A 23,996-nucleotide genomic window follows, 5' to 3' on the forward strand; every position below is an offset into this window, starting at 1 on the left:
AACATAATTTGAAGGATTTAAGTTTGGACATTAAGATTTTGACAACTCAAAACAGGATTAGTGCTTTCGCTCAGCTAGGCGGTTTTTTAATGTTTCCGGATGAAAATTTAGAACAATTAATTATATCCGCTCCATATCAGAATGCCTGGTTTACCGCAGAAAATACACGTAAAGCAATTACTGCAATCGGCAGAATGCTTAATCAGGAAGACCTGGCGCAATGGCTGGATAAAAGCGAGAATCTCCCAGATACGGCAGAACAAAAATCAGTTGGTTTGGTCTTAGCCGGCAACATTCCGCTGGTTGGTTTTCACGACATTCTTTGCGTTCTGGCTTCCGGCAATAAAGCGCTGATCAAACTGTCTTCACAAGATCAAAAGCTGATACCCTATATTTTGAACAAACTGGTTGAAATTGAGCCAGAGTTTAAAAACAGTTTTGAGTTTATTGAACGTCTTAGTGGCTTTGATGCCGTGATTGCCACCGGCAGCGGGAACACCAGCAGGTATTTTGAATATTACTTCAAAAACGTTCCTCATATTATCCGCAAGAACCGAAACAGCATTGCTATCCTGGACGGCAGCGAGACTGAATCAGAACTTAGAGCACTGGGTCATGATATATTCGATTACTTTGGGTTAGGATGCCGGAATGTTTCTAAGCTTTACGTACCGGAGGGTTACGACTTCAGAAACTTCTTTGAGGCGATTGAGGAATTTAAGCCGGTATCGGATCATCACAAGTACAACAATAATTACGATTACAATAAATCTATATTCCTGGTGAACCTTGATAAGCACCTGGATAATGGTTTTCTGCTGTTAAAGAAGGACGAACGAATTGCCTCGCCTTTGGCTGTGCTGTATTTTGAAGAGTATATGAGCCTGATGCAACTACCGCAATTGCTGGAGCCACTAACGGACCAGGTACAATGCCTGGTAAGCAAGACTAAACCGTCCGTCGAAATGGCTCAGGTTTATTTCGGTGAAACGCAGCAGCCCCGTCTTTGGGATTATGCCGACCGGGTGGATACCATGGCATTTCTCAACAAACTATAATATCACTTTCTCCGTATTCATTATTAAAGAGAGTTTAAGCTTTTCTTTTACAGAAAACTTTAACTTTGGCGCTCATGTACATTATTAAGGTAAAGGGGGTGGCCAAAATACCCGATTATGTTCAGCTGCGCGACGAAAAGTTTACCCTGCTAGCGTATTTCAGGGTTGATCGTCCGGAAAAAGCGTTGCAAAAAGCCGGTCTTGGTAATCATGAAGAATACATTATGCGAATGGTACATGATCTGCCTTTCGGGAAGATCCTCAAATTAGATATATAAGTATGGTTGGTGATTCAATTATAAAATTACAGGGAGTTGATGTGTATCAGCAAAAACACCTTGTGCTTAACAATGTAAATCTGCAGGTTGATAAAGGCGAATTTGTTTTCCTGATTGGACAAACAGGTTCCGGAAAGAGTAGTTTGTTGAAAATCATCTACGGTGATCTGCTTATTTCGAGTGGTGAAGGCTACGTAGCGGGTTTTGAACTCAAGAAATTAGCGGAGAGAGACGTACCATTTTTACGGCGTAAGCTTGGTATCGTGTTCCAGGATTTTCAGCTACTTACTGATCGTACCATTGAAGACAACCTGATCTTTGTAATGAAGGCGACAGGCTGGAAAGACAAAAAGTTAATATCTGAGCGCATTTATGATGTACTTGATAAAGTGGGCTTACGCTCGAAGCTGAGGAAAATGCCTCACGAACTTTCAGGCGGTGAGCAGCAGCGAATTGTAATTGCACGTGCATTGCTAAATGATCCGGAAATCATCCTGGCTGATGAGCCAACCGGCAATCTTGATCCGGATACTTCAGAGGAAATCGTGATTCTGCTTAAGCAGATCAGCCAGGGCGGCACAGCGGTGCTGATGGCCTCCCACGATTACCATATCATTCGTACCTTCCCTTCACGCATTATTAAATGCGAAGGCGGAAAAGTGCATGAGGGTGCCACTATTGTCTAAAAAACGCTTAAACTGCCAAAAAACCACTCTATTCTTAACTCCATGCTTTTTTTTGCGTTAAGGGCTGACACCTTGACTGATAATCAACATTGGCAAAAAAATTGTCTATCGAGAGTGGAATAAACTGTTTATACACAGCACTTAAAATTCAATCAGGTACCTAAATTATTTGGGCATCCGGTTTCACTTAAATAAAAGCACATGAATTTTTCAGATATGTTGAAAAAAAAGAAAATTCAAGACGAACCACAAGATCCTGAAGTACAGGAGCAAACGGAAATCTCTGAAGAGATAAAAGAAGAGATTAAAAATGTAAATGATGCGAATCAGAAGCATAAAAATGATTTGGAAGAAGACCTTCCTGTAGAAGAAACCGAAATTTCTGAGGAAGATAAACTAAGGGCTGAATTAGCCGAATCGAACAATAAGTACTTAAGGCTTTACGCGGAGTTTGATAATTACAAACGTCGCACGGTAAAAGAACGTATAGAACTGCAGCAAACCGCAGGTAAAGATGTGATCATTGATTTATTACCTGTTTTGGACGATCTTGATCGTGCTTTAAAGGCAATGGAAACCGCAGTTGATGTTAATGCAGTAAAAGAAGGAGTAGCGCTGATCAATCATAAGATCAAGAGCACGCTAGCTCAAAAAGGCTTGAAAGAAATGGAAGCTAAGGGTGTTATTTTTGATGCGGATCTGCATGAAGGCATTACCACTATTCCGTCCCCTTCAGATGATTTGAAAGGCAAAATTATTGATGAACTAGAAAAAGGGTACTATCTTAACGACAAGGTGATCCGGTACGCTAAAGTGGTTATTGGTGCTTAAATAATTTGCAGATGTGCAAATAAGTGAATGTGCAAATCTAACAGAGCGCTTAAATAAAGGTTGCATTGAGTTATTTGCATTGTATTGAAAAAGAAAAATGGCTAAAAGAGATTATTACGATATACTGGGTGTGCAGCGCAATTCCAACGCTGATGAGATAAAGAAGGCTTACCGGAAAATGGCCATCAAATATCACCCGGATAAGAACCCTGGCGATAAACAAGCCGAAGAAAACTTCAAGGAAGCCGCCGAGGCTTACGAAGTGTTAAGTAACGGCGACAAGAAAAAACGTTACGACCAGTATGGCCATGCAGCGAACGCGGGTAGCGCAGCCGGTGGTGGATACGGTGGCGGCAACATGAATATGGATGATATTTTCAGCCAGTTCGGTGATATTTTCGGCGGCAGTGGTGGTAGTCCTTTTGATAGCTTTTTCGGCGGTGGCGGCGGACAGACCCGTGGCGGAAGGCGTGTTAGCAAAGGCAGCAATCTGCGTATCAAGGTAAAACTAACGCTGGAAGAGATTGCTAAAGGAACCGAGAAGAAGATAAAAGTAAACAAGCAGGTTGTTTGTAATACCTGCGACGGTACCGGAGCAAAAGACCGCTCATCATTCCATACCTGTCATACCTGTGGCGGAGCAGGCTCTGTGCGCCGGGTAACTAATACTATTTTAGGACAGATGCAAACAACCAGCACCTGCCCTACTTGTAACGGAGAAGGAACAGAGATCACTGCTAAATGTAATACCTGTCATGGTGAAGGTTTAACTCGTGGTGAAGAAACCATTACTATTAACATTCCTGCAGGTGTAAGCGAAGGCATGCAACTTTCAATGAGCGGAAAAGGTAATGCAGCACCTCGCGGAGGTGTACCGGGCGATCTTATCATTCTGATTGAAGAGCTGCCTCATGAATTCCTTAAACGTGAAGGAAATAATATAATTTACGATTTGCACATCAGTTTCATTGATGCGGTATTAGGATCGAGTGTTGAAGTGCCTACTATTGATGGTAAGGCGAAGATCAAAATCGAACCAGGCACCCAGGGCGGTAAAATTTTACGTCTGAAAGCGAAAGGTGTTCCTGAAGTGAACTCGTACCATCGTGGCGACCAGCTTATTTATGTGAATATCTGGACACCAAAAGTTATCAATAAAGACGAGCGTGATGCGCTGGAAAAATTACAACACTCGCCGAACTTTAAACCTCAACCGGGTAAGAACGAGAAAAGCTTCTTCGACCGGATGAAAGAGTATTTTGAGTAAAATAATATAGGCTAAAAGATTTAGGGGCTTTTCCATTATTTGGAATGGCCCTTTTTCTTTTTTCAATTCATATCAAATTCAACGATCAGAGGTTTATGGTCGCTTAACTTTGTCCAATCGTTATAACTTCCCACCTTCACGCTGCTGAGTTTCTCAATGAAATCAAAAGAAGCAAAGCAATAATCTATATGGTATGGCTTATTCTCATGACGGTACATAAATAAAGTGGGATGTAATTCTTCTCCCTGTTTGAGATTGAAATGCTGATGATAAGTGCTAAAGATTTGTTTTGATGCAAGCTTTTCAACTACAGTGGAATGATTGCCTTCCCTTCTGGGTTTATCCCAAATAGTGTTACTGTTGAAATCACCTATTAATATGGTTCGGCTATTTGTTAGTAGCTCATCATAATGTTGTATCGCTTTCCACACCTGGGTTATATAGGCACCGTCAATATCTTCTGGATTGTTCGCCCACACCGCAAACAAAATAAAATCCAAACAACCGGGTGCGCTTACTGATAAGGGAAAAATGTTCTTGAAACTGGGGTTGTGACAATCAAGCAATTTGAATTTGTAATGGCTAAATGAAAATACTCCAAGGCCTTTATTCTTATTGCTTCCATACCAGAATGAATCGGTTGGGATTTGACTGCCTGGTTTAAATATCAGTTTCTCCGGATGTTCGCACTCAGGAACGATAAGGATATCCGGTCTGAGAGATAATATCGAATCTGCTTTGTTGCGGAACGCCATATTGCAGTTCCACGTTATAATTTTCATTGGCGTTATTTATTCGCTGACGAGCAATCCATCTATTACCTCAGCCTTGAAAAAATAGATAAATTTAAAGTGTTTTGCGGTGTATTATTTATACCTATATCTTACCTGGATCACTTACCTGTTCTAAACTTTAAAAACTATGTAACTTACTTTATTTTTAACCCTCTAACAGCAAAAAATATCTTCAACTAACAATTTATGCTCAGTATCAGAAACATTGTAAAGCAATACGCCAATCACCGTGCATTGGACGATGTCAGCATCGAAATAGAGCACGGCAAAATATTCGGTTTGCTGGGACCTAACGGCGCCGGAAAAACCTCGCTTATCCGCATCATCAATCAGATCACCGCACCCGATGCCGGGGAGATTCTCATCAACGGTGAAAAACTAAATCCATCGCACATTGCCCAGATTGGTTATCTGCCTGAAGAAAGAGGCTTATATAAGAAAATGGAAATTGGCGAACAGATGCTATACCTGGCCCGGTTAAAGGGTATGCGGAAAGATGAGGCCATCAAGAAGATAAAGTTCTGGTTTGAGAAAATGGAAATGCAGACCTGGTGGAATAAGAAGGTAGAAGATCTTAGTAAAGGGATGCAGCAGAAAGTCCAGTTTGTAGCTACTGTGGTTCACGAACCGGAGCTGATTATCCTTGATGAACCTTTCTCAGGCTTCGACCCGGTGAATGCGGAGATCATCACGAAGGAAATTTTAGAGTTGAATAAAAGAGGTGCTACCATTATATTCTCTACACATCGAATGGAATCTGTGGAGCAGCTGTGCGATAATATTGCGTTGATTCATAAGTCACACAAGATACTAGACGGTGGTGTGAAGCAAATCAAAAATTCATACCGGAATAACACGTACAGGATCGAGTACCAGGCAAATGGCTCAGAACTGCGGTTGAACGATGATCTGTTTGAAATACTTGGACAGCAGCAAACCGAAGAGGGACGACAGATAACTCTGAAAATAAACGATCATAAAACGTCTAATGATGTGTTAGCCTATCTGATACCGCAGGTACACATTACCCAGATGACCGAAGTAATTCCAAGTATCAATGAAATATTCATCCAAAAAGTGACAGCCCTTAATTAAAAATCATGAACAAAACTTTACTCATTATACAACGTGAATATTTTAGCCGGGTAAAAAAGAAATCATTCCTGCTAATGACTTTTCTTGTCCCGCTGCTCTTCATTGGTATGTACGCATTGGTGATCTTCATATTTATTAAAGGTGACGATGACAAGAAGCAGATCCAGGTACTTGATCAGTCAGGCGTTTTTGTAAACAAACTAAGTGATAAAAAGAACCTTGACTTCCAGTATATTAAAGGAAATTATCTGCAGGCCAAAAAAGACCTGCCTGAGTCAAAGGCGGATTTCCTTCTATATATTCCAGCTGACTATGAAACCGCTAAGAACATCGAGATCGTATCTGAAAAGAAACCAGGCTTAAATATTCTTGGTGATATAGAAGATCAGATGGAAGCGATACTGCAGGATAAGCGCCTGGTAATGGCCGGCATAGACACTGCGATTATTAACCAGGCAAAGCCAAAGCTCAGTATTAATGCCCGGCAGATCACTGAAGAAGGTGAAAAGGATGCAAGTGTAGGGGCGTCGTTCGTTGTGGGATTTGTTGCCGCTTTTTTGATCTATATCTCCCTTTTTATCTATGGCACCCAGGTTATGCGGGGCGTTATTGAAGAGAAAACCACTCGTATCATTGAGGTTATTGTGTCGTCGGTGAAGCCATTCCAGTTAATGCTTGGCAAAATCTTAGGTATAGGAGCAGTTGGCTTAACCCAGTTTTTGTTATGGATTATCTTATCTGTCGGACTGACTACAGTGGCCGGAACGTTGTTTATCAAGACGACGGAAACTAAGCAGAAGGTTGAGCAGCTAGGTAAGGATCGGGTGAGTATGGCAAGCGGCGCGGGGGAAACAGATTCGGATATGTTTATGAATTTCAGCAAAGCTGCTTCAACCGTAGATATGCCTTATATTATCGGAACATTCCTCTTTTATTTCCTGGGTGGTTACCTGATCTACAGTGCGTTGTTTGCCGCGGTGGGTTCCGCTGTTGATAATGAGACGGAGACGCAGCAATTCATGCTACCCATCACACTCCCGCTCATCTTCACGTTCATTATTGGGATGAATGTTATTGTTAATAATCCCGACAGTACTCTGTCCTTCTGGCTTTCAATGATTCCCTTCACTTCCCCAATTGCAATGATGATCAGGATCCCATTCGGTGTACCTGCCTGGGAGCTGGCCTTGTCTATGGCCCTGCTAATCGGAGGTTTTATTTTCACCACCTGGGTAGCTGCCCGTATTTACCGGGTTGGAATTTTAATGTACGGAAAGAAAACGAGCTACAAGGAATTAGCGAAATGGTTTATGTATAAAGAGTAACCGTTCTTCATTCCAGATATTATAACTGGTTTAATAGGCCATCAAGTACACCGAATAAAAAAGGAGCTCGTAAAACAGGCTCCTTTTTATTTACTTTACCAAATGGAACGGATAGCAGTAATAGACTTGGGTACCAATACATTTCACCTGCTTATTACAGATACCGGTGATAAAATTATTCCGGGCAATGTTTGCAAAGAAACTATAGCTGTTAAGCTTGGGCAGGGCGGAATAAACAAGGGCCTAATTACTCCAGATGCCTTTAAGCGCGGTATTGCTGCCATGGAAAAATTCCACGAACTGATTTTGTTTCATCACGTAAGCATGGTTAAAGCAATGGCCACAGCGGCTATCCGGAGCGCTTCAAATGGCAGGGATTTAATAGCAGAAATTAAAAGAACTACCGGTATAGATATCGAAATCATAGACGGTGAGAAAGAAGCCCGATTAATATATCTCGGTGTTCGGGAGGCGATTAAGTTGAATGATGAACCTTCTCTAATAATGGATATTGGCGGCGGCAGTACCGAATTCATCTTATGCAATGCATCAGAAGTATTCTGGAAAAAGAGCTATCCAATCGGCGCAGCCAAGATGATGGACCTGTTTCATCATTCTGATCCTATTTCAGCGGAAGACACCCGAAAGATTACAGATCACCTTAGGAAAACATTAATTGAACTTGAAGTTGAATGCAGGAAATACAAACCTAAGGTCCTGATCGGTTCGGCGGGCGCTTTTGAGACTTTTGCTGAGCTGGTACAACGAAAGTTTAATCCTTATAATCGGCGTCGCAGTTCACCTTCAACTGGGATAAAACTTGAACATTTTAATCAGATTGCTTCTATTCTCCTTAAGTCTACCCATGACGAGCGCAGCCAAATGCCCGGATTAATTGCCTTGCGAGTTGACATGATTGTAGTTGCCACCATTATAACTCAATTTGTACTTAAGCTACCGGATCTGGAGGTCTTAATTTTATCAGAAAACTCTTTGAAGGAGGGTATTATGTTCGGGATGATATCTGAGAAATAACCGTTAAATCAGTTTTAAAAGCTCTTCATAAAGCCGGTGCGTGGGCAGTCCTACCACATTGGTATAAGAGCCATTGAGCTTTTCGATAGCAATAAGACCAATCCATTCCTGGATTCCATAAGCTCCGGCTTTGTCCATCGGTTGTCCGGCAGAAATATAATAGCGGATCTGCTCAGGGCTAAGTGATTTGAAATACACCTCTGACGTTTCGTAAAAGCTGGTTACTTTATGATCTTTCAATAAGCTGACCGCAGTGATCACTTCATGCTTACTTCCTGATAAAGTAGATAAAATCTCAAACGCATGCTCTTCATTTTCCGGCTTCCCTAATATTTGGTTATTAATAACCACTATCGTATCGGCGGTGATCACTATCTCATTGGTGATAATTTCGTCGAAGGCATGGACCTTTTTCTCAGAAATGTAGAGTGCTGTTTCTGCAGGTGTTAATCCGTCTGGAAAGCTTTCATCCACTTCTTTGAGCACTACACGAAAATCTATTCCTAGTAACTTCAGTAATTCCTGTCTTCTGGGAGATTTAGAAGCTAAAATAATGGGTGGAAATTCTGACATCATATGTGAAGGAGTTCGGATGATCTAGTTTTGAAAACTTCCGTCCTTTGCGGAAGGGGAATCATCAGCCCATTTATTCTGAATCTTTAGTACCTTTTCGATTATATCTCTGACGCATCCTTTGCCGCCAACAATAGGGGAAATATAGATTGAGATGGATTTTATTTCTTCAGCGGCATCCTGCGGGCAAACAGGCAAACCAACTAACTTCATTACCGGGGAATCCGGAATATCGTCACCCATGTATAGAATATCGGCCGAGGTAAGTTGATTATCCAACAGAAATTGCTTGTAAACTTCAACCTTTGAATCCACCTGCATAAAAACATCAGTGATCCCAAGTCCTTTCAATCGCAACATTACGCCGGCAGACCTGCCACCAGTGATTACGGCAATCTTATATCCTCGCTTAACCGCTAGTTGCAGTGCATAACCATCTTTGATGTTAAACTGTCGCAACTGCTCTCCAGCCTCTGTAACATGAACAATGCCGTCCGTTAAGACGCCATCTACATCAAAAATAAAAGCTTTAACAGATTTTAGCTTCTCGAGGAACATAACTAAATGTGCAAATGAGAGAATGTGCAAATGTGCAAATTAGATGATTCGAAATTACGTAACTGGAAAGGGCAAATGTAATCTGGTAGCTCTGTAAACATTTGCACATTTATTTCGCGCATTTACTGGTTATCCCGCCATTCATATACCCAGGCAGACTGAATCTGTTCAAGATGTCCTTCGTTACACTCCTCGCGCTTGCCTTCAAAATTCGGAAGACTCAGAACCCACTCAACCAGCTCGGTGAAACGAATCCGGTAGATCTGCGATTCGCCGAACATGTCACCGAACTTTTCATAAAGGCCCATGGCGATGTCTTCATGATCATTCCAGTGAATCGGTAATTCAAACTTGCTAGTCATATTAAATATTTAATCGGCTTACGCCTGATACGGTTAATGCCCTAAAAACTGGTTCTGATTCGGTAAAGTAACTTCAATATTGCCGTCTATAATTACGCATTGACAACCCAAACGCGATGTTATCCTTGGATCTACAGCACGGTCAATAAAATCTTCTTCCTTGTCTGAGATGTCCTGGAGATTGTCCATTCCCTGGTTAACATAAACATGACATGTGCTGCATCCGCAAACGCCTCCGCAGTTATGTTGCAATTCGATACCATTATCCAAACAAACGTCAAGCACCGATTCGTTTTGCATAATTGGCAGTTCGAGTGATTCTTTTCCTGCTTCTTCGAAATTGATTTTAATCTTATACATGTTCATCGGGGGCAAAACTAACAATTTTAACCTGCAGGTTAGGATATCTTTTGATAATTGATAATGCTTTGACTGAGCCGCTCATAGAGTTCCTGCAAGTCAGGATTGTCTTTTAACAATTGCAGCTGCATGGCCATCGTGCTCTGATCATTGCGTACAGCCGGACCAGTTTGAACGCTCACCGGATCAGTCGACTGGATCTTTAAAGCGGTTTCCGCGATTAATGGCCTCAATAAGTCAAGCGAAAGATTCTGTTCCTTCAGGAGTTCCTGTGCAAGTACGTACATATGGTTGGTAAAATTGCAGGCAAACACGGCAGCTGTATGAACAGTTCTTCTTTTCACAGAGTTCATTTCAAATACTTGTTCTGAAATCCTGGACGCCAACGAATGCAAGGTATCAGTAACTTCGGCCGAACTACCTTCAATAGCAATAGGGACTTGTCTCAAATCAACCGCCTTAGTTTTACTAAAGGTTTGAATTGGATAGAATACACCGGTCCTCGCTGAGAGGCCGTCTAAAGCATCTAAACCTGTGCTGCCGGATGTGTGCACAATTAAACCGTCAGTAACGTGTAATTGCTCTGCTATAGACCGGATGCCATCGTCATTTACTGCAAGGAGATAAAGCCCTGCAGTTGATGAAATTTGAGAGAGCTCTTTAACAGCTTTGGCTCCTACTGAATCGGCGAGTTCTGTCGCCTTTTCGAAGTTACGGCTCCAAACCTGTGTGATACTTTGACCGGCCATTTTAAGAGCCTTGCCTAGATGTGTAGCAATATTGCCACTGCCCAAAAGAACTATTTCCATTAAAGAAGATGTTTTGAAGTCGCTATTCCCCTTGTCCGAAAGGTAGAGGTTGAAATGGTATCGGCCGACTTCAGGCCGTATGATCTAACTAGTCTTTAATTCTTTATTTCGACGGAAAATTGAGAGAAGAAACCCTATAACCATGATTATCGTTCCACCCCAAAAAAGGTTGATGTACGGAAACTCGATAGCTTTCAGAACTATCCAATCCCTTTCAATCTTAGGCTTTTGATAAACCATCAGCTCAAGCTTGTCCTTATCCGGAAACACATTCGTGAAACGCACTTTTAATCCTGCCTCATCAACGTTTTTGCCAAAGTCATACTTCGCCCCGCTTTTCAACAGATAAATGGGTTCCGCAGTATATTTTTTATCCCCTTCTGTCACTTCAAGTGCCATACCAATAGCGATGTCACCGCTTGCAACCGGAATGTTTTGAATTGCTGCGTTACGATTAAGCGATTTTACAACAATGTAACCCTCGCGATAGCGAACTGTATCACCCACGTTCACTTCATGCGTCAGTGGTTTTTCATAATTCTCTTCATCGGTATGACCTTCATGAGGTGCATGAGTTTCTTCCTTCAAAGGAACACTGCTTACGTGAGTATAAATATCGTTTAAGATATAATGACGCGTGTCTGGTGAGGCAATGATCTGCTTCATCTTCACGTTTTGCTGAGCGTTGGGGAAAAGGTCAAAATTCTCTTTTACCTTCCCCGTCTTCTCATCGATCACCTTATAGTTTACCCTGTAATAAGTATTAACGCCTTCAGTGGAGTCACCTCTGTATGTTACTGTATAACGGTCCATTTTTACAGGCTCATCCTTGTAAAGAATTATATTTTCTTTCGGATCGTTGCTCTTAGCGAATTCTTCGCCAAAGCCTACACCTGTATTATTAATCGATACTGTTTTTTGGGTGGCGGCAGCTACCAACGCACCAACAAGCAACATTGCGAAGCCAATATGAGCTACTGCAGAACCGGCAAGCTTCCATTTTCCTTTAAAAGCATCCCCGAGTATCCTGCCGTTTGCAAGTATTGAAAACACCGCAGCATAGGTTAACACTATGTACATCGCGTTTGTGTACACTTTAGTGAAATAAACTACCGCAGCAGTAACGAGCACCGCAGCGAGAAGCGAAACGATCAAGCTTATAAAGAACTTACGTGAGTCGGTCTTCTTATATTTCAAGAACTGTGAGAAAGCAGAAATGATAGCAATTATGACAAAGAATGGTACCTGCCACTTATTATAATGTTCAATAACATCGGGCGGAGGCGCTATCTCTGTTCCGAATATCGCATTAAACACAGGCACCGACGTGGTGGCAATGATCTGAACACAGGCGATGGTTAAAACCAGGGCACCAATGAATAACCAGAATTCACGGGAGTACGTTTCCTCGTCCTTTTTGGTGATAGGCATCTCTTTAAACCTGCTTACCATCATGTAAATTCCAATTCCAGCAAAGGCCAGAATGTAAATGACCAGGTGCCAAAACATACCCAGATCTGTAAAGGCATGTACGGAAGTTTCACCTAAAATACCGCTGCGCGTTAAAAACGATGCGTACAGAACTAATACAAAGCTGATGTATACAAGGAAAGTTGCCGTAAAATAAGAGTGACCAGAGTTTTTATAAGCAATCAGAACGTGAACCGCGGCTATCAGCGTCAACCATGGAATTACAGAGGCATTTTCTACCGGATCCCATGCCCAGAAACCACCAAAGTTAAGTGCTTCATATGCCCAGAACGAACCCATGATTATTCCGGTTCCTAGGATCATAACTGCAAACAAAGCCCATGGCATCGCTGGCTTAACCCAATCTTTAAATCGTCGTTCCCACAGTCCTCCTATTGCATAAGCGAACGGAACGATCATCGAGGCAAACCCAAGAAATAAGGTTGGCGGATGTATGACCATCCAGTAGTTCTGTAAAAGCGGATTCAGTCCGTTACCATCTTCAATTAAATGAAGATAATCTGGTCGTGAGAATATCGGAGCATCTATGGCATTCCTCAGGAGGATGAACGGTGAGCTTCCCAGACGGTTACCAAATATTTCAACACCTAAAAGCATAGAGGCTAAAAACGTCTGTGAGAACATTAAGGTTGTCATCACTGAATTCTCCCATGACTTAGCCTTTTTCAAAATGACTGTCCCTAAAACACCCTGCCAGAACGTCCATAACCAAAAGCTACCTTCCTGGCCTTCCCAAAAACAGGAGATGATATAGTAAACTGGAAGGGTTCGCGAAGAGTGCGCCCAGGCGTAATGGTATTCAAAAAGATGGTTATAGATAATGTAAAACAGACACGAACCAATTCCTACAATAGCCACCAGGTTAAGCATAAAAGCAACTCGCCCAATGCGCCTCCATGAAGCTGAAAATGTAGCAAATTCGCCGGAAAGGGGGCTTTTTATACTATTTACAGTAGCAAAATAATAACTGAGTGTTGCAAGAAGAGCGGAGGTGAATGAAAGAACTATAAAGAACTGGCCTAACCTACCCGGAAGAAGATTTTCGCCTACAAATTGTATATCCATGAAAAATTAACTTGTTTGAACTGCCGTGGCACGGACTTCTTTTACTTCGATTTGGTCTTTAGTATATTTAGACGGGCATTTCATTAAGATCTTGGAGGCATGAAATTCGCTGCCTACCATTTTTCCGGTGAGCACTATCTGTTCAGAGCGTTCAAAATCCTGAGGTTTTGTTCCATTAAAAACTACTTTACACTCCTGCCCCTTGTTATCCTTCATATAAAAGGCAAAGTAATTGGCATCTTTTTGTGGATTATAAAACAGTTCCTTGTCTTTGTTCAACTGGCCAACTATATGCAATTCGGTATCTGTAGCTTTAGCATCAGTAAAACTGCCATAAGTGCTTGAATCAGCATATGTGCTGATTATTACACATATAGCTATAGCGATAAGAATGATTCCGACTATAGAGCTTTTCTTCATGATTTAGATACTTATTTAAATCTTGTTTTATGATGCAAAAATACAATTTTAACCCACGTTAAGCTAATAAAAATGAGGAATTTAAATTAACCATTGTAACAATATAATCTCCGTTTAGAGGACCATAGACACGAAAAAATAGCCTTCTAAATAAAAAAAGTCCTCGGTATAACCGCGGACTTTTTGTTAAACAAATGTCAAAAGATCATGGCCAGATTCCCATGTTCATATATGATACTGCTATTTTGTCAATCGAGCTAACAAACGCTGCAGTACGCAAACTGTCAATCTTAGGATTTTGCACTTTAATCTCACGGATCTCGTGATATGAGCGGATCATCGTATCCTCCAAACCGGAGTTCACCAGTTCCAATTCAGATGCTCCTTTGATAATCATACTACGTTGAACGCTATCTAATGTAACACCTGTAGTTTTCTCAACCATATTCACCAGGTTAAGATTCGCGGTTTCCTCATACCGCTTGTCCATACGACCAAAGGCAACGTGAGAAAGGTTCTTCAACCATTCGAAATAAGAAACAGTAACGCCACCTGCATTGCAATACATATCTGGAATTATAATGCAGCCACGCTCAATAAAAGCAGCGGCAGCAGCCGGAGTCGTCGGACCATTGGCCGCTTCTGCTATGATCTTGGCTTTAATATTACCGATATTATTTTCAGTGATCTGGTTTTCCAACGCAGCAGGAACCAGTATATCGCAGGCCTGCTCTAATCCTTCAGCCGAATTTGTAAACTCTACCTGTGACTTACTATATCCCAAAATAGATCCGGTTGACTTGCGATGATTGAAAACCTCATCAAGATCTAAGCCGTTTTCATTGTAAATAGCACCTTCGAATTCACATAATCCAACTATAGTCGCTCCCCACTCAATAAGGTACTTGGCGGAATGGTAGCCAACATTTCCTAACCCCTGAACTATTACTTTTTTGCCCTCCAGGCCAGCTGTTAAGCCTAATGGAGTCATATCTTCTGCAACGCTAACACACTCCCGGATAGAGATTGCTACTCCGCGACCGGTTGCTTCTCTTCTACCCGCAATACCATGTAAAGCGATAGGTTTACCGGTTACACAACCCAGCGCGTCTAACTGACCCGGGTTCATGGTTTGATAAGTATCAGCAATCCAGCTCATCTCGCGTTCGCCCGAACCGTAGTCAGGAGCAGGCACGTCAATGCCGGGACCAATAAAGTTTTTCTTAATTAATTCAACAGTGTAGCGACGAGTAATATTTTCAAGTTCCGCTACGGTATATTCTTTCGGGTTGATTTTGATACCGCCTTTAGCACCGCCGAAAGGCACGTTGACAATCGCACATTTATAGCTCATTAAAGCTGCAAGCGCCATTACCTCATCTTCATTAACCATTTCGCTATAGCGAATACCACCTTTTGTAGGAGATTTATGATGAGAATGTTCTACGCGCCACGCATCAATTACTTCAACACCATTTCCTCTGCGAATAGGGAAACGGAAACGATATACGCTATTACATGATCTGATCTGGTCCAGCAGTCCTTCAGAATGCGAAGTAAACTGGGCTGCATGATCAAAGAATTCGCACACATCACCGAAGAAATTAATCTCAGGATGGGTTGCCTCTGTTGTCTTTGCCATAACAATAATTGTCTATTTTTTAATTAGTTGGTTTTATGCTGCAAATGTGAGTTAAAAAAATACAATCCCGCAACTGAAAAAGCATTAGTGTGATGTTTACACAGCTGACTTTATCTTGAAAAACAGTCTTTAATGCTTTCAAACCCACCTTTTCTTATTTATTCTCACGTTCAATTTTTTTCAGCCTTTTATCAATGCTGAACAAGTAGGCCACTAGACCGATAAATATCACACTGATAACAGCTACAACCACATAGATTTTACCAGAACTCCGCAAACCCGTTGCCATCTCTACAGAATTGGTTTCCTGTGCAAATGTTTGAACTGATTGGAAGATGATGAATAGAAGGGTAAGGATTCGTTTCATGAGGATGTATTAGTTTTCCAGATTATTTGAAATTGTTACGACGATATTACTCGGTTGGTTTACCTGCTTAGAAAATAAGAAGATGCTTGAAGACGATCATTCAGGCTTTATCAATTTTAAAATGAATGATCATTCTTATTCTCAAGTAGACGAATCCTGTATCGGATCGTCATCAACCACACCCCCATCAGAATCCAACCAATAAATGTCGGATAGAGCACAAGTTTCATGGTGTTATCCAGATCATAACCCCCAAAGCCAGGGTTCCCTCCGTTACCGGGATGCAGAGAGTCTGTTAACCTTGGCAGGATGAAGAGTAATACGATCATCACAGGGAAAGCAAAAATATTGTAGATAGCTGAAATTTTACCCCTTTTTTGCTCCTCTTCTATTGAATTTCGAAGTACAAGGTAGGCAAGGTACATTAGTGTTGAAATAGCAGAACTGTTTAATTTCGGATCATTCGGCCAGGGTTCTCCCCATGTAATGTTGGCCCATAACATCCCGCTGATCAAGCCAAGAAAACAAAAGATCACACCGGTATTAACACTCTCTACTGCGATCAGGTCATCACTGGTCTTTCCTGAGTTTAAATACCTGATGCTGTAGATAACCGATATAAGATACAGGGCTATCATGGCGAACCACATCGGAACATGGAAGTAGAGATTTCGGATAGTTTCGTGAAGGATTGGCAGTGCCGGAACATTTATGAGTAAGCCACCAATTATAGAATACAGAATGAGAACTGCGGCGAGTATTTTCCACCAGCTTTTAGTCATAAATAGCTAAATTATTGGTCAAAGGTAAGAATTTATAGAGATTTAAGTAAAGGGTTGCAACCCGATACTGCGATTTTGAGATAATAATTTCCGCTATAAGAAATGAAGTAATTTATACCAGAATTGTGGCTAATCCCGCCACAGATAAGGAAAAAGTAAAAGCGAAATAGTAACTACAATCCCATTAATAGCCGCCAGAACCCCGATCTCATTTAATGATACCGAGCGGTCTAAGCCATCCATTGCGTTTTTAGAGAATTTGAGCAGAACAATCAGTAGTGGGATGATAACCGGAAAACTTAATATTGCCATTAAAGCTCCACTATTTCGGGCTTTAGAAGCAATAGCCGATATCATAGTAAAAACCGAAGCGAAGCTAATGCTTCCTAACAAAACTGCCAGAAGATAATAAAGAAGGTCGCCAACCGGATTCTTGAACACGACCATATAGAAACAAAGAGCCACCAGTGTAAGAAATATCATTAAAAAGATATTATATATAATCTTCGAGATGATAATTGCCTGAGGGCTTGCAAGTGTATAAAAGTATAACTGCCGGCCTATACTTTCCTGAACAAAGCTTTTAGTAATGGCGTTAACAGAAGCGAACAGCATGATAATCCAGAATAATGCATTCCAGGTTACTGGTTCAATCGCTTTAAAGCTCAGGAAGCACACAAACACTGTAGAAATCACATAGAGTAGAATTCCATTGAGGGCATATTTTGAACGCCACTCAAGCACAATTTCTTTATAAATGAGGAATTTTACCTGTTTGAACAAATTCATGAGCGACAAATATACTTCGTTTTCAGTTTAAGCACTCATGAGTTGAAAGGTGATGAAAGAATAGGCAAGTCCTGCAGTATTGGGTGTTCACTTGCTTCAGCCCAATAAAAAATATCTCGGATTACCGTAGGTTACGTTGCTCCCTTTTTGAAAAAATTATCATTATTAAGGAGCCGCTAAAAATAATGAGCCACCCGATCCATTTATAATCAACAACATTTGTAGCTATACGGGCCAATTTTTTAAATGGAATAAAGCTGAAATAATCATTCACCTTGAAATATACAGCCACAAGAGTAAAGATGACTACGATAAGGATTCCCCAACCGGCAAATTTTACAACCCCGGTTTTGCGCAATACAGAAGCCAGTAATCCGGCTGCAGCCAACGCGAAGACAATACTTGCCAGCACTACATCAATATCCCAGTAATTCCAGTTGCCAATTATTGGTATACGAAGCATGGGGCTCATACCTCCGGCAATAACCAGCAGAGCCCCAAGCAGGCCCAGGTAATCCTTAAATCTCATAAATGATTTACTTGACTTCAGTGGCAGGAGGAGTTCCTCCGCCATCCATTAACTGCATTTTTTCAGCAAAGTGAGCACAGTAATCCCGCAGGTCTCCCACGATCGCTTCCTCACCTGTGGCCCGCAAAAAGCTGTCGCCCATGGTCTGGAGTGTCTCATAGAAAAACCGTTTCATCTCATCGGCGGGCATGTCCTTGGTCCAAAGGTCGATACGAAGAGAATTTTTATAATTGTGATCCCACAACGCCAGCATCATCGATTTCACAGGCAGTGCTTCTTTAGTATTACTGTCTGTTGACTCCCAAAGTATGTTTTCCGGAACGTTTTGATCGTCCAATTCTATAGTTAGTTTTATTTCAGCTTTCTTCATGAATGTTATTATGTTGTTCTTTAATTTTGATTCGCATCAAATGGGTTTAAGTAATTCTAGATACTCATTAGTATCCAGATCAAGATCGCCACAAAGATGATAAAAGAGAGTTCTACAATCCAAATGCGTTTGAAATTCCTTAATAAACTTCTAAAAAGCAGGTCGGAGATGACACATAGCGCAACGAGCAGCATATAATAATAAAAACCGGCCGTGGGTGCAAATGTCTTAGAGATTCCAAGCAATGGTAGCGCAGCCATTACCAAAAGCACAGCGGATGCGATATTTAAGGGGGTTATCCTGGCCTTCATTTGGAATTAAGATCTGAGATTACTTAGCGCGCTTCCTGTCTTTTTTGTGGACTTTATCAAATCGTTTGTTAGATGATTTTTTGGGTTGTATATCCCCTTTTGTGTTTTTCGCCTTTTTCTCATGGAAAGCGCCCATAAAATCAGGGTCTTCTTTCCGTTTCTGCATATCGATGTCTTTCGCGAGGGCCTGGCGTTCTTCATAGGGCGTTTCTTCAATAAATACACCTTCCGGAATATCTGCAAGAGGGATTTGCTGACGAATCAGTTTCTCAATTTTGCGGATTAAATGTTCTTCCGCCGGATTACAAAAGGTGATGGCATCCCCTGTTTGAAACGCACGCCCCGTGCGACCAATACGATGAACATAATCTTCAACAATAATGGGTACATCAAAATTGATTACATGACTCACATTGCTTACATCAAGACCGCGGGAAGCTACATCAGTAGCAACAAGAATTCGAACTTCACCCTCTTTGAAGGCATTGATAGAATTGATCCTCGTGTTCTGCCCCTTATTAGCATGAATAACCCGGACCTCCTTAGCACCATATCTTTTTTCCAGAAAGCTATAGATATTATCTGCGACAGTTTTGGTCTTACAAAATATAATTAAGCGTTTTACTTCCTCATCCTGTTTAAGCAACTGCTGAAGTAAGTTTAATTTGGTTTTTAAGTTAGGCACATGATAGAGAAGTTGGCTGACAGTTTGTGCCGGTGTAGCCTGGGTACTTACTTCAATTACCGTAGGGTGCTTCAAAAAGTCACCAGATATTTTATGAACAAGCTCTCCCATCGTAGCAGAGAACAGCAGGTTTTGGCGCCTACGTGGCACGACTTCCAAAATGCGGTGAATAGAACCGATGAAGCCCATGTCCATCATCTTATCAGCCTCATCCATCACCATAAACTTGATGTACTGAGTATTAATGTGGCCGGCAAGGTATAAGTCCAGGAATCTTCCAGGGGTTGCAACTAGAATATCAACTCCCTTTTTTAATTCTGCAATTTGTGTCTTCGGGCCCAGTCCGCCATATATAACTACGGTTCTCAGATCGGTGTATTTTGCAAAGGCACGGATGTTATCCTCAATCTGCATAGCAAGCTCCCGCGTAGGTGCAATGATCAGCGCCCTTGGATCTTCGCCCTGTGCATATTTCAGTTTCATTAAAATAGGCAATACAAAGGCGGCCGTTTTGCCCGTACCTGTTTGAGCTACACCCATAATGTCCTGTCCGGAAAGTATGGGCATAATCGCTTTTTCTTGTATGGGTGTTGGAATGGTATAACCAGCATCAGCAACAGCATTTAAAATCTGTCGGTTCAGCTTAAAGTCTTCAAAAGATTGAGGCATACCGCAAAGATAGGGTTTTAGGATTTGGTGATAAAAAAGCGTTTATGTTCGTACAAGTAAATCACAACATTTAAATGATAACAACCTCGCTGGTCACAGTGTTCGTAATCAGCTGTCACGTTACGTAAAGCAGGTCCTTCATGATATACAATGAGTGGTGAACAATAGGAGATATGACTAAGCATTTGTTTTTCGGGCAAAGGTCGTCGCAATTCAAACCAATAAAGATTTATACCCGTAGAATCTTAAATAATAACGAAATTGCCCCCGCGCGCTTAGGGAATCACTAACAAAAATAACACAGCTCATGCCATCCACTATAATCCGTTCAGCCACTATTGTTAATGAAGGCAAGCAATTTGTTGCTGATCTATACATCAAAGACGGCATTATTGAAAAAATTGGCCCCTCTATTAACATAAGAGCTGACCGAGAGATAAACGCCGAAGGATTGCATCTGTTACCGGGATGCATTGATGACCAGGTACATTTCCGCGAACCCGGACTAACTCATAAGGCAGAGATCTTTACCGAAAGCCGGGCAGCTGTGGCCGGCGGGATAACTTCTTTTATGGAGATGCCCAATACCGTTCCAAATACGTTAACGCAGGAACTGCTTGAAGACAAATATCGCATTGCTTCCCGCAACTCTTTAGCAAACTACTCCTTCTTCATGGGAGCCGGCAATGACAATTTGGATGAAGTTCTTAAAACTAACTCCCGGAATGTATGCGGAATTAAGGTATTTATGGGATCGTCAACAGGCAATATGCTTGTTGACAATGAGAAAACACTCGAAAGCATTTTCGCCAATGCACCCATGCTGATTGCCACACATTGCGAAGACGAAGCAATCATTCGTTCCAATGCAGATAAGTTCACAACTTTGTTTGGAGATAAGGTAACGCCCGGTATGCACCCACTCATCCGAACCGCCGAAGCATGTTACAAATCCTCATCCTTCGCTGTTGAACTAGCCAAAAAACACAATTCCCGCTTGCATATCCTGCATATCTCTTCGGCAATTGAAACAGGCTTGTTTGACAACACTATCCCCCTTGCACAAAAGCGGATTACTGCGGAAGCATGTATTCACCACTTGTGGTTTTCAGACGCAGACTACGAAGAAAAAGGTAACTGGATCAAATGGAACCCGGCGGTTAAAAGCGCTGCAGACCGCGATGCAATACTGCAGGCTGTTTTAAACGATCGGATTGATGTGATAGCCACTGATCATGCCCCACATACTATCGAAGAAAAATCACAGCCTTATCTACAAGCGCCTTCAGGGGGACCACTCGTTCAACACGCTTTAGTGGCCATGCTCGAAATGTTCCACCAGGGCAAAATAAGTATTGAGAAGATCGTCGAAAAAATGGCGCATAACCCAGCTGTATGCTTCCAGGTAAGTAATCGTGGTTTTATACGCGAAGGTTACCTCGCAGACCTTGTCCTTGTTAACCTAAAGAAGTCAACAGAGGTGAATAGGAGTAATCTTTTGTCGAAGTGTGGCTGGAGTCCTTTTGATGGCTACACATTCAACAGCAATATCACCCATACATTCGTATCAGGACACCTGGCCTGGGAAAACGGGAAGATCAACGACCAAATGCCCGGCCAAAGGTTAATTTTCGAACGTTGAGAGAGCTTGCTGTTCCCTTAAGAACATAATGAAATCACTTGCTGACTGATCCGTGTACCCTACGTTTCGTAGCATATTGATTACCTGCCCCCTGTGAAAAGTTGAATGGTTCATGCAGTGAAGGATGATCTCGGCATTGTTTTGACTGAAGGATTTACCTTTCAAATTGATATACTCAGTGCTGTCTATGAAAAAAGATTCTTTCCTGTCCTCTACAAAGCCGATGAATTCATTAGAGTTTTTCAGGATAAGGTCGCAGATCCCACTGAAGGAGCCTTCAAGATCAAGGTTATGCATATGTGGAATATTGTCTCCATTTAACCGCGATAGCCAGGTTTGTTCACCGTCAGCAATATGCAGAATAATTTTCTTAATTGTCATGTACAAGCCTTCCTTGTTAGGATCTTCTTCCGGATGATCAATAGCGGACAAGTATTTACACATCTTTTGATTTGCCCAGTGATTGTACCTGAGGTAATTAAGGAGTAGAGATTTCATACGCTTAGAGTTAACGCAACAAAGCTATCATCATGGATTAAAATGCGCAGCATGTAACCGCTTTCAAAACTTGCCTGTAAGGCGCGCTTTATCGCATTTTCCCATAGTCCCTGCTGATAGCTTCACAACTATATAAAAGTAATAAACCTATTTTAAGTAGAACAATCAAGATAGCTAAAACTTTTGAGTTTAAATGCTTTGAAATGACCTTGCCAGCATCGGGCAAACTGTATTAGACAAATAAAGAGCCTGACCACTGGTACTATCAGAGGTCAGGCATTAAATTCTATTCATCCCACCAAAGGCGGTCCGCCAAAGAAGCTACAGCAGGCACATTTGACCCATTTTTTGATGTTTCACCAACGGGATAAGACACCCTTCGAATAAATGTTGTTAAAGCTGCACTTACCGGAAGCGTAAAGTTTTTATACTTATAGTCATATCTCCGGGCATCGTTCCATGCTTCGGGATTTAGATAAGTAATGATGTATTTCTCCTGGAATATCTGATCAAGTGTAAATGCGGATGCATCCTGAGCAACCGCCGCAGAGGCCAGGTAAGCATCCCTTTCTGCCGGCGTTACTCCTAATTTATCCATATGTGCCGTAATTCCGGCGCGATAAGCAGTAAATGCGCCAGCCGGATCCCCTGACCTGAAAGTAGCCTCAGCTTCTATCATTTTTAACTCTGCAAAAGAAACAAGAATCATAGGGGCTGCGTCGCCGGTTAACGGAGACGTCCTGGTTATGTAGGTTTCATCGGGCACCGTGTTAGATTCCGAACCAACATTGCCCGCACCATTAGGTGTACCTTTATAGTCCCCATTTGATGTTTTATTAGTGATCTTGGTTATTCTTGGATCAAGTACTCCATAGCTGTCACCGTTAATGTGCTGCATAAACTGCTCGCTCAACCACCCCCCCAATACAAGCTGAGTATTGCTTTGAGCGATACTTGCCCAAGGATTCAAACCCAAAAATCCCGACATCTGCGCATCGTCGGCCGAGCTTGTGTAAGCCTTGCTAACCGCATCCAGTACGGCAGCGGAGTTGTAAGCGGGTTTCTTAGAAACCTTGTTCAGCAGGCGTGCTTTCAATGCGTAAGCTGTCTTTGTCCAGCTTGCAACCACCCCGTGATGAATAAAATCATCTGTCGCACCTAGTTTCACCTTCGAATCAGTTTTTGCGAGTTCGGTAATAGCTTCGTCAAGTAACCGCAGCGATTCTGCATATAACTCTTCTTCAGTATCATATTTAGGCGTTAGCGTGGTACCGGCAAATGCTTCGGAGTAAGGAGCGTCCCCAAAAAGATCGGCAACTAAGGTCAAGTTATAGGACATCAGAATGTTCGCAACTCCCACATGCTCTGACGAGCCTTCAGTCAACGCCTTAGCTTTCATATCATAAATATCCGCCATAGCGAAATACAAATAATCCCAGGTGCTGGTATAATCAGTTATCTGGTACGTATCGGTTGATGCACCGGCACCGGGATTGGCGAGATACTGGACAAAATAGGATGTAATGTTGGCGACACGCTGGCTATTTAAACCGGATTTTTGTGTGGTGGTTGATAAAAGCGAATTCAATGGTGGATTAACAACCAGGTTCGGATTGCTGTCCAGATCAAAATAGTCTTTACAACTGCTTATCCCACCTATCAGAAACAATACGAATATATATCTTAAAGTCTTTTTCATGTCTTG

At 41.8% G+C, this 23,996-nt stretch carries 27 protein-coding genes; 9 read left to right on the forward strand and 18 right to left on the reverse strand.

The genetic code is table 11. The annotated features are described in order from the left end of the window. Positions 1-23 precede the first annotated feature (23 nt). The 5 genes from AC1MCB_RS10800 to dnaJ all read left to right on the forward strand — a co-directional run bounded on the left by AC1MCB_RS10800 (position 24) and on the right by dnaJ (position 4,120). Complete coding sequence (locus tag AC1MCB_RS10800; protein WP_479964730.1) at positions 24-1,058, forward strand: acyl-CoA reductase; 1,035 nt, start codon at positions 24-26, stop codon at positions 1,056-1,058. A 74-nt stretch (positions 1,059-1,132) separates the two neighbouring features. Then, positions 1,133-1,336, forward strand: a complete 204-nt coding sequence (locus tag AC1MCB_RS10805) for a fructose-6-phosphate aldolase (protein ID WP_479964731.1) — start codon at positions 1,133-1,135, stop codon at positions 1,334-1,336. Positions 1,337-1,338: 2 nt separating this feature from the next. Beyond that, positions 1,339-2,022, forward strand: coding sequence for a cell division ATP-binding protein FtsE (locus tag AC1MCB_RS10810; protein WP_479964732.1), 684 nt, complete (start codon positions 1,339-1,341; stop codon positions 2,020-2,022). Between the two features lie 201 nt (positions 2,023-2,223). Next, positions 2,224-2,853: a nucleotide exchange factor GrpE gene (locus tag AC1MCB_RS10815; RefSeq protein ID WP_479964733.1), complete on the forward strand. Its 630-nt coding sequence runs from the start codon at positions 2,224-2,226 to the stop codon at positions 2,851-2,853. A gap of 97 nt (positions 2,854-2,950) precedes the next feature. Continuing rightward, positions 2,951-4,120, forward strand: a complete 1,170-nt coding sequence (dnaJ, locus tag AC1MCB_RS10820; protein ID WP_479964734.1) for a molecular chaperone DnaJ — start codon at positions 2,951-2,953, stop codon at positions 4,118-4,120. 62 nt (positions 4,121-4,182) lie between these two features. Here the strand turns inward: dnaJ and AC1MCB_RS10825 are convergent, their stop codons facing one another. After that, on the reverse strand, positions 4,183-4,902 hold the full coding sequence (locus AC1MCB_RS10825) for a hypothetical protein (RefSeq protein WP_479964735.1): 720 nt from the start codon (positions 4,900-4,902) through the stop codon (positions 4,183-4,185). A 198-nt stretch (positions 4,903-5,100) separates the two neighbouring features. Here AC1MCB_RS10825 and AC1MCB_RS10830 point away from each other — a divergent pair, with 198 nt between their 5' ends. The 3 genes from AC1MCB_RS10830 to AC1MCB_RS10840 all read left to right on the forward strand — a co-directional run bounded on the left by AC1MCB_RS10830 (position 5,101) and on the right by AC1MCB_RS10840 (position 8,369). After that, positions 5,101-6,009: an ABC transporter ATP-binding protein gene (locus AC1MCB_RS10830; RefSeq protein WP_479964736.1), complete on the forward strand. Its 909-nt coding sequence runs from the start codon at positions 5,101-5,103 to the stop codon at positions 6,007-6,009. 5 nt (positions 6,010-6,014) lie between these two features. Continuing rightward, positions 6,015-7,334, forward strand: coding sequence for an ABC transporter permease (locus AC1MCB_RS10835; RefSeq protein WP_479964737.1), 1,320 nt, complete (start codon positions 6,015-6,017; stop codon positions 7,332-7,334). 102 nt (positions 7,335-7,436) lie between these two features. Next, positions 7,437-8,369, forward strand: a complete 933-nt coding sequence (locus AC1MCB_RS10840; protein WP_479964738.1) for a Ppx/GppA phosphatase family protein — start codon at positions 7,437-7,439, stop codon at positions 8,367-8,369. 3 nt (positions 8,370-8,372) lie between these two features. Here the strand turns inward: AC1MCB_RS10840 and AC1MCB_RS10845 are convergent, their stop codons facing one another. From AC1MCB_RS10845 to AC1MCB_RS10915, 15 genes are all read right to left on the reverse strand, one after another. Then, positions 8,373-8,945, reverse strand: a complete 573-nt coding sequence (locus tag AC1MCB_RS10845; protein ID WP_479964739.1) for a Maf family nucleotide pyrophosphatase — start codon at positions 8,943-8,945, stop codon at positions 8,373-8,375. A 21-nt stretch (positions 8,946-8,966) separates the two neighbouring features. Beyond that, positions 8,967-9,500 (reverse strand): KdsC family phosphatase, encoded by a 534-nt coding sequence (locus tag AC1MCB_RS10850; protein ID WP_479964740.1) that lies wholly within the window; start codon positions 9,498-9,500, stop codon positions 8,967-8,969. A gap of 122 nt (positions 9,501-9,622) precedes the next feature. After that, positions 9,623-9,862: a Fe-S cluster assembly protein IscX gene (gene iscX / locus AC1MCB_RS10855; RefSeq protein ID WP_479964741.1), complete on the reverse strand. Its 240-nt coding sequence runs from the start codon at positions 9,860-9,862 to the stop codon at positions 9,623-9,625. A gap of 33 nt (positions 9,863-9,895) precedes the next feature. Next, entirely contained in the window at positions 9,896-10,228 is a 333-nt protein-coding gene (locus tag AC1MCB_RS10860) for a 2Fe-2S iron-sulfur cluster-binding protein (RefSeq protein WP_479968734.1), read from the reverse strand. A gap of 32 nt (positions 10,229-10,260) precedes the next feature. After that, on the reverse strand, positions 10,261-11,031 hold the full coding sequence (locus tag AC1MCB_RS10865) for a Rossmann-like and DUF2520 domain-containing protein (RefSeq protein WP_479964742.1): 771 nt from the start codon (positions 11,029-11,031) through the stop codon (positions 10,261-10,263). Positions 11,032-11,115: 84 nt separating this feature from the next. Then, positions 11,116-13,587: a heme lyase CcmF/NrfE family subunit gene (locus AC1MCB_RS10870; protein ID WP_479964743.1), complete on the reverse strand. Its 2,472-nt coding sequence runs from the start codon at positions 13,585-13,587 to the stop codon at positions 11,116-11,118. Positions 13,588-13,593: 6 nt separating this feature from the next. After that, complete coding sequence (locus AC1MCB_RS10875) at positions 13,594-14,007, reverse strand: cytochrome c maturation protein CcmE domain-containing protein (protein ID WP_479964744.1); 414 nt, start codon at positions 14,005-14,007, stop codon at positions 13,594-13,596. A gap of 205 nt (positions 14,008-14,212) precedes the next feature. Beyond that, positions 14,213-15,649, reverse strand: coding sequence for a Glu/Leu/Phe/Val family dehydrogenase (locus AC1MCB_RS10880; RefSeq protein WP_479964745.1), 1,437 nt, complete (start codon positions 15,647-15,649; stop codon positions 14,213-14,215). A 154-nt stretch (positions 15,650-15,803) separates the two neighbouring features. After that, positions 15,804-16,016 carry a CcmD family protein gene (locus AC1MCB_RS10885; protein ID WP_479964746.1) on the reverse strand — a complete coding sequence of 71 codons (213 nt, stop codon included), beginning with the start codon at positions 16,014-16,016 and terminating at the stop codon, positions 15,804-15,806. 116 nt (positions 16,017-16,132) lie between these two features. Beyond that, on the reverse strand, positions 16,133-16,798 hold the full coding sequence (gene ccsA, locus AC1MCB_RS10890; protein ID WP_479964747.1) for a cytochrome c biogenesis protein CcsA: 666 nt from the start codon (positions 16,796-16,798) through the stop codon (positions 16,133-16,135). 129 nt (positions 16,799-16,927) lie between these two features. Further along, entirely contained in the window at positions 16,928-17,587 is a 660-nt protein-coding gene (locus AC1MCB_RS10895; protein ID WP_479964748.1) for a heme exporter protein CcmB, read from the reverse strand. Positions 17,588-17,708: 121 nt separating this feature from the next. Further along, complete coding sequence (locus AC1MCB_RS10900) at positions 17,709-18,116, reverse strand: hypothetical protein (protein ID WP_479964749.1); 408 nt, start codon at positions 18,114-18,116, stop codon at positions 17,709-17,711. A 7-nt stretch (positions 18,117-18,123) separates the two neighbouring features. Continuing rightward, entirely contained in the window at positions 18,124-18,486 is a 363-nt protein-coding gene (gldC, locus tag AC1MCB_RS10905) for a gliding motility protein GldC (RefSeq protein WP_479964750.1), read from the reverse strand. A 56-nt stretch (positions 18,487-18,542) separates the two neighbouring features. Next, on the reverse strand, positions 18,543-18,797 hold the full coding sequence (locus AC1MCB_RS10910; protein ID WP_479964751.1) for a hypothetical protein: 255 nt from the start codon (positions 18,795-18,797) through the stop codon (positions 18,543-18,545). Between the two features lie 19 nt (positions 18,798-18,816). Next, positions 18,817-20,151 carry a DEAD/DEAH box helicase gene (locus AC1MCB_RS10915; RefSeq protein WP_479964752.1) on the reverse strand — a complete coding sequence of 445 codons (1,335 nt, stop codon included), beginning with the start codon at positions 20,149-20,151 and terminating at the stop codon, positions 18,817-18,819. A gap of 307 nt (positions 20,152-20,458) precedes the next feature. Here AC1MCB_RS10915 and AC1MCB_RS10920 point away from each other — a divergent pair, with 307 nt between their 5' ends. Beyond that, entirely contained in the window at positions 20,459-21,793 is a 1,335-nt protein-coding gene (locus AC1MCB_RS10920) for a dihydroorotase (protein ID WP_479964753.1), read from the forward strand. On the opposite strand, the gene AC1MCB_RS10925 is transcribed toward AC1MCB_RS10920, so the two are convergent. Together AC1MCB_RS10925 and AC1MCB_RS10930 are read right to left on the reverse strand one after the other, a co-directional pair. Beyond that, the gene (locus AC1MCB_RS10925; protein WP_479964754.1) at positions 21,776-22,291 is read right to left on the reverse strand and encodes a DinB family protein; all 516 of its coding nucleotides are present in this window, start codon (positions 22,289-22,291) and stop codon (positions 21,776-21,778) included. The two genes, AC1MCB_RS10920 and AC1MCB_RS10925, sit on opposite strands and share 18 nt — an antisense overlap. A gap of 286 nt (positions 22,292-22,577) precedes the next feature. Further along, a complete protein-coding gene (locus tag AC1MCB_RS10930; protein WP_479964755.1) occupies positions 22,578-23,990 on the reverse strand; it encodes a SusD/RagB family nutrient-binding outer membrane lipoprotein in 1,413 nt (470 codons plus the stop codon). Between the last annotated feature and the right edge of the window lie 6 nt (positions 23,991-23,996).

The organism is Daejeonella sp. AP26 (assembly GCF_056680515.1).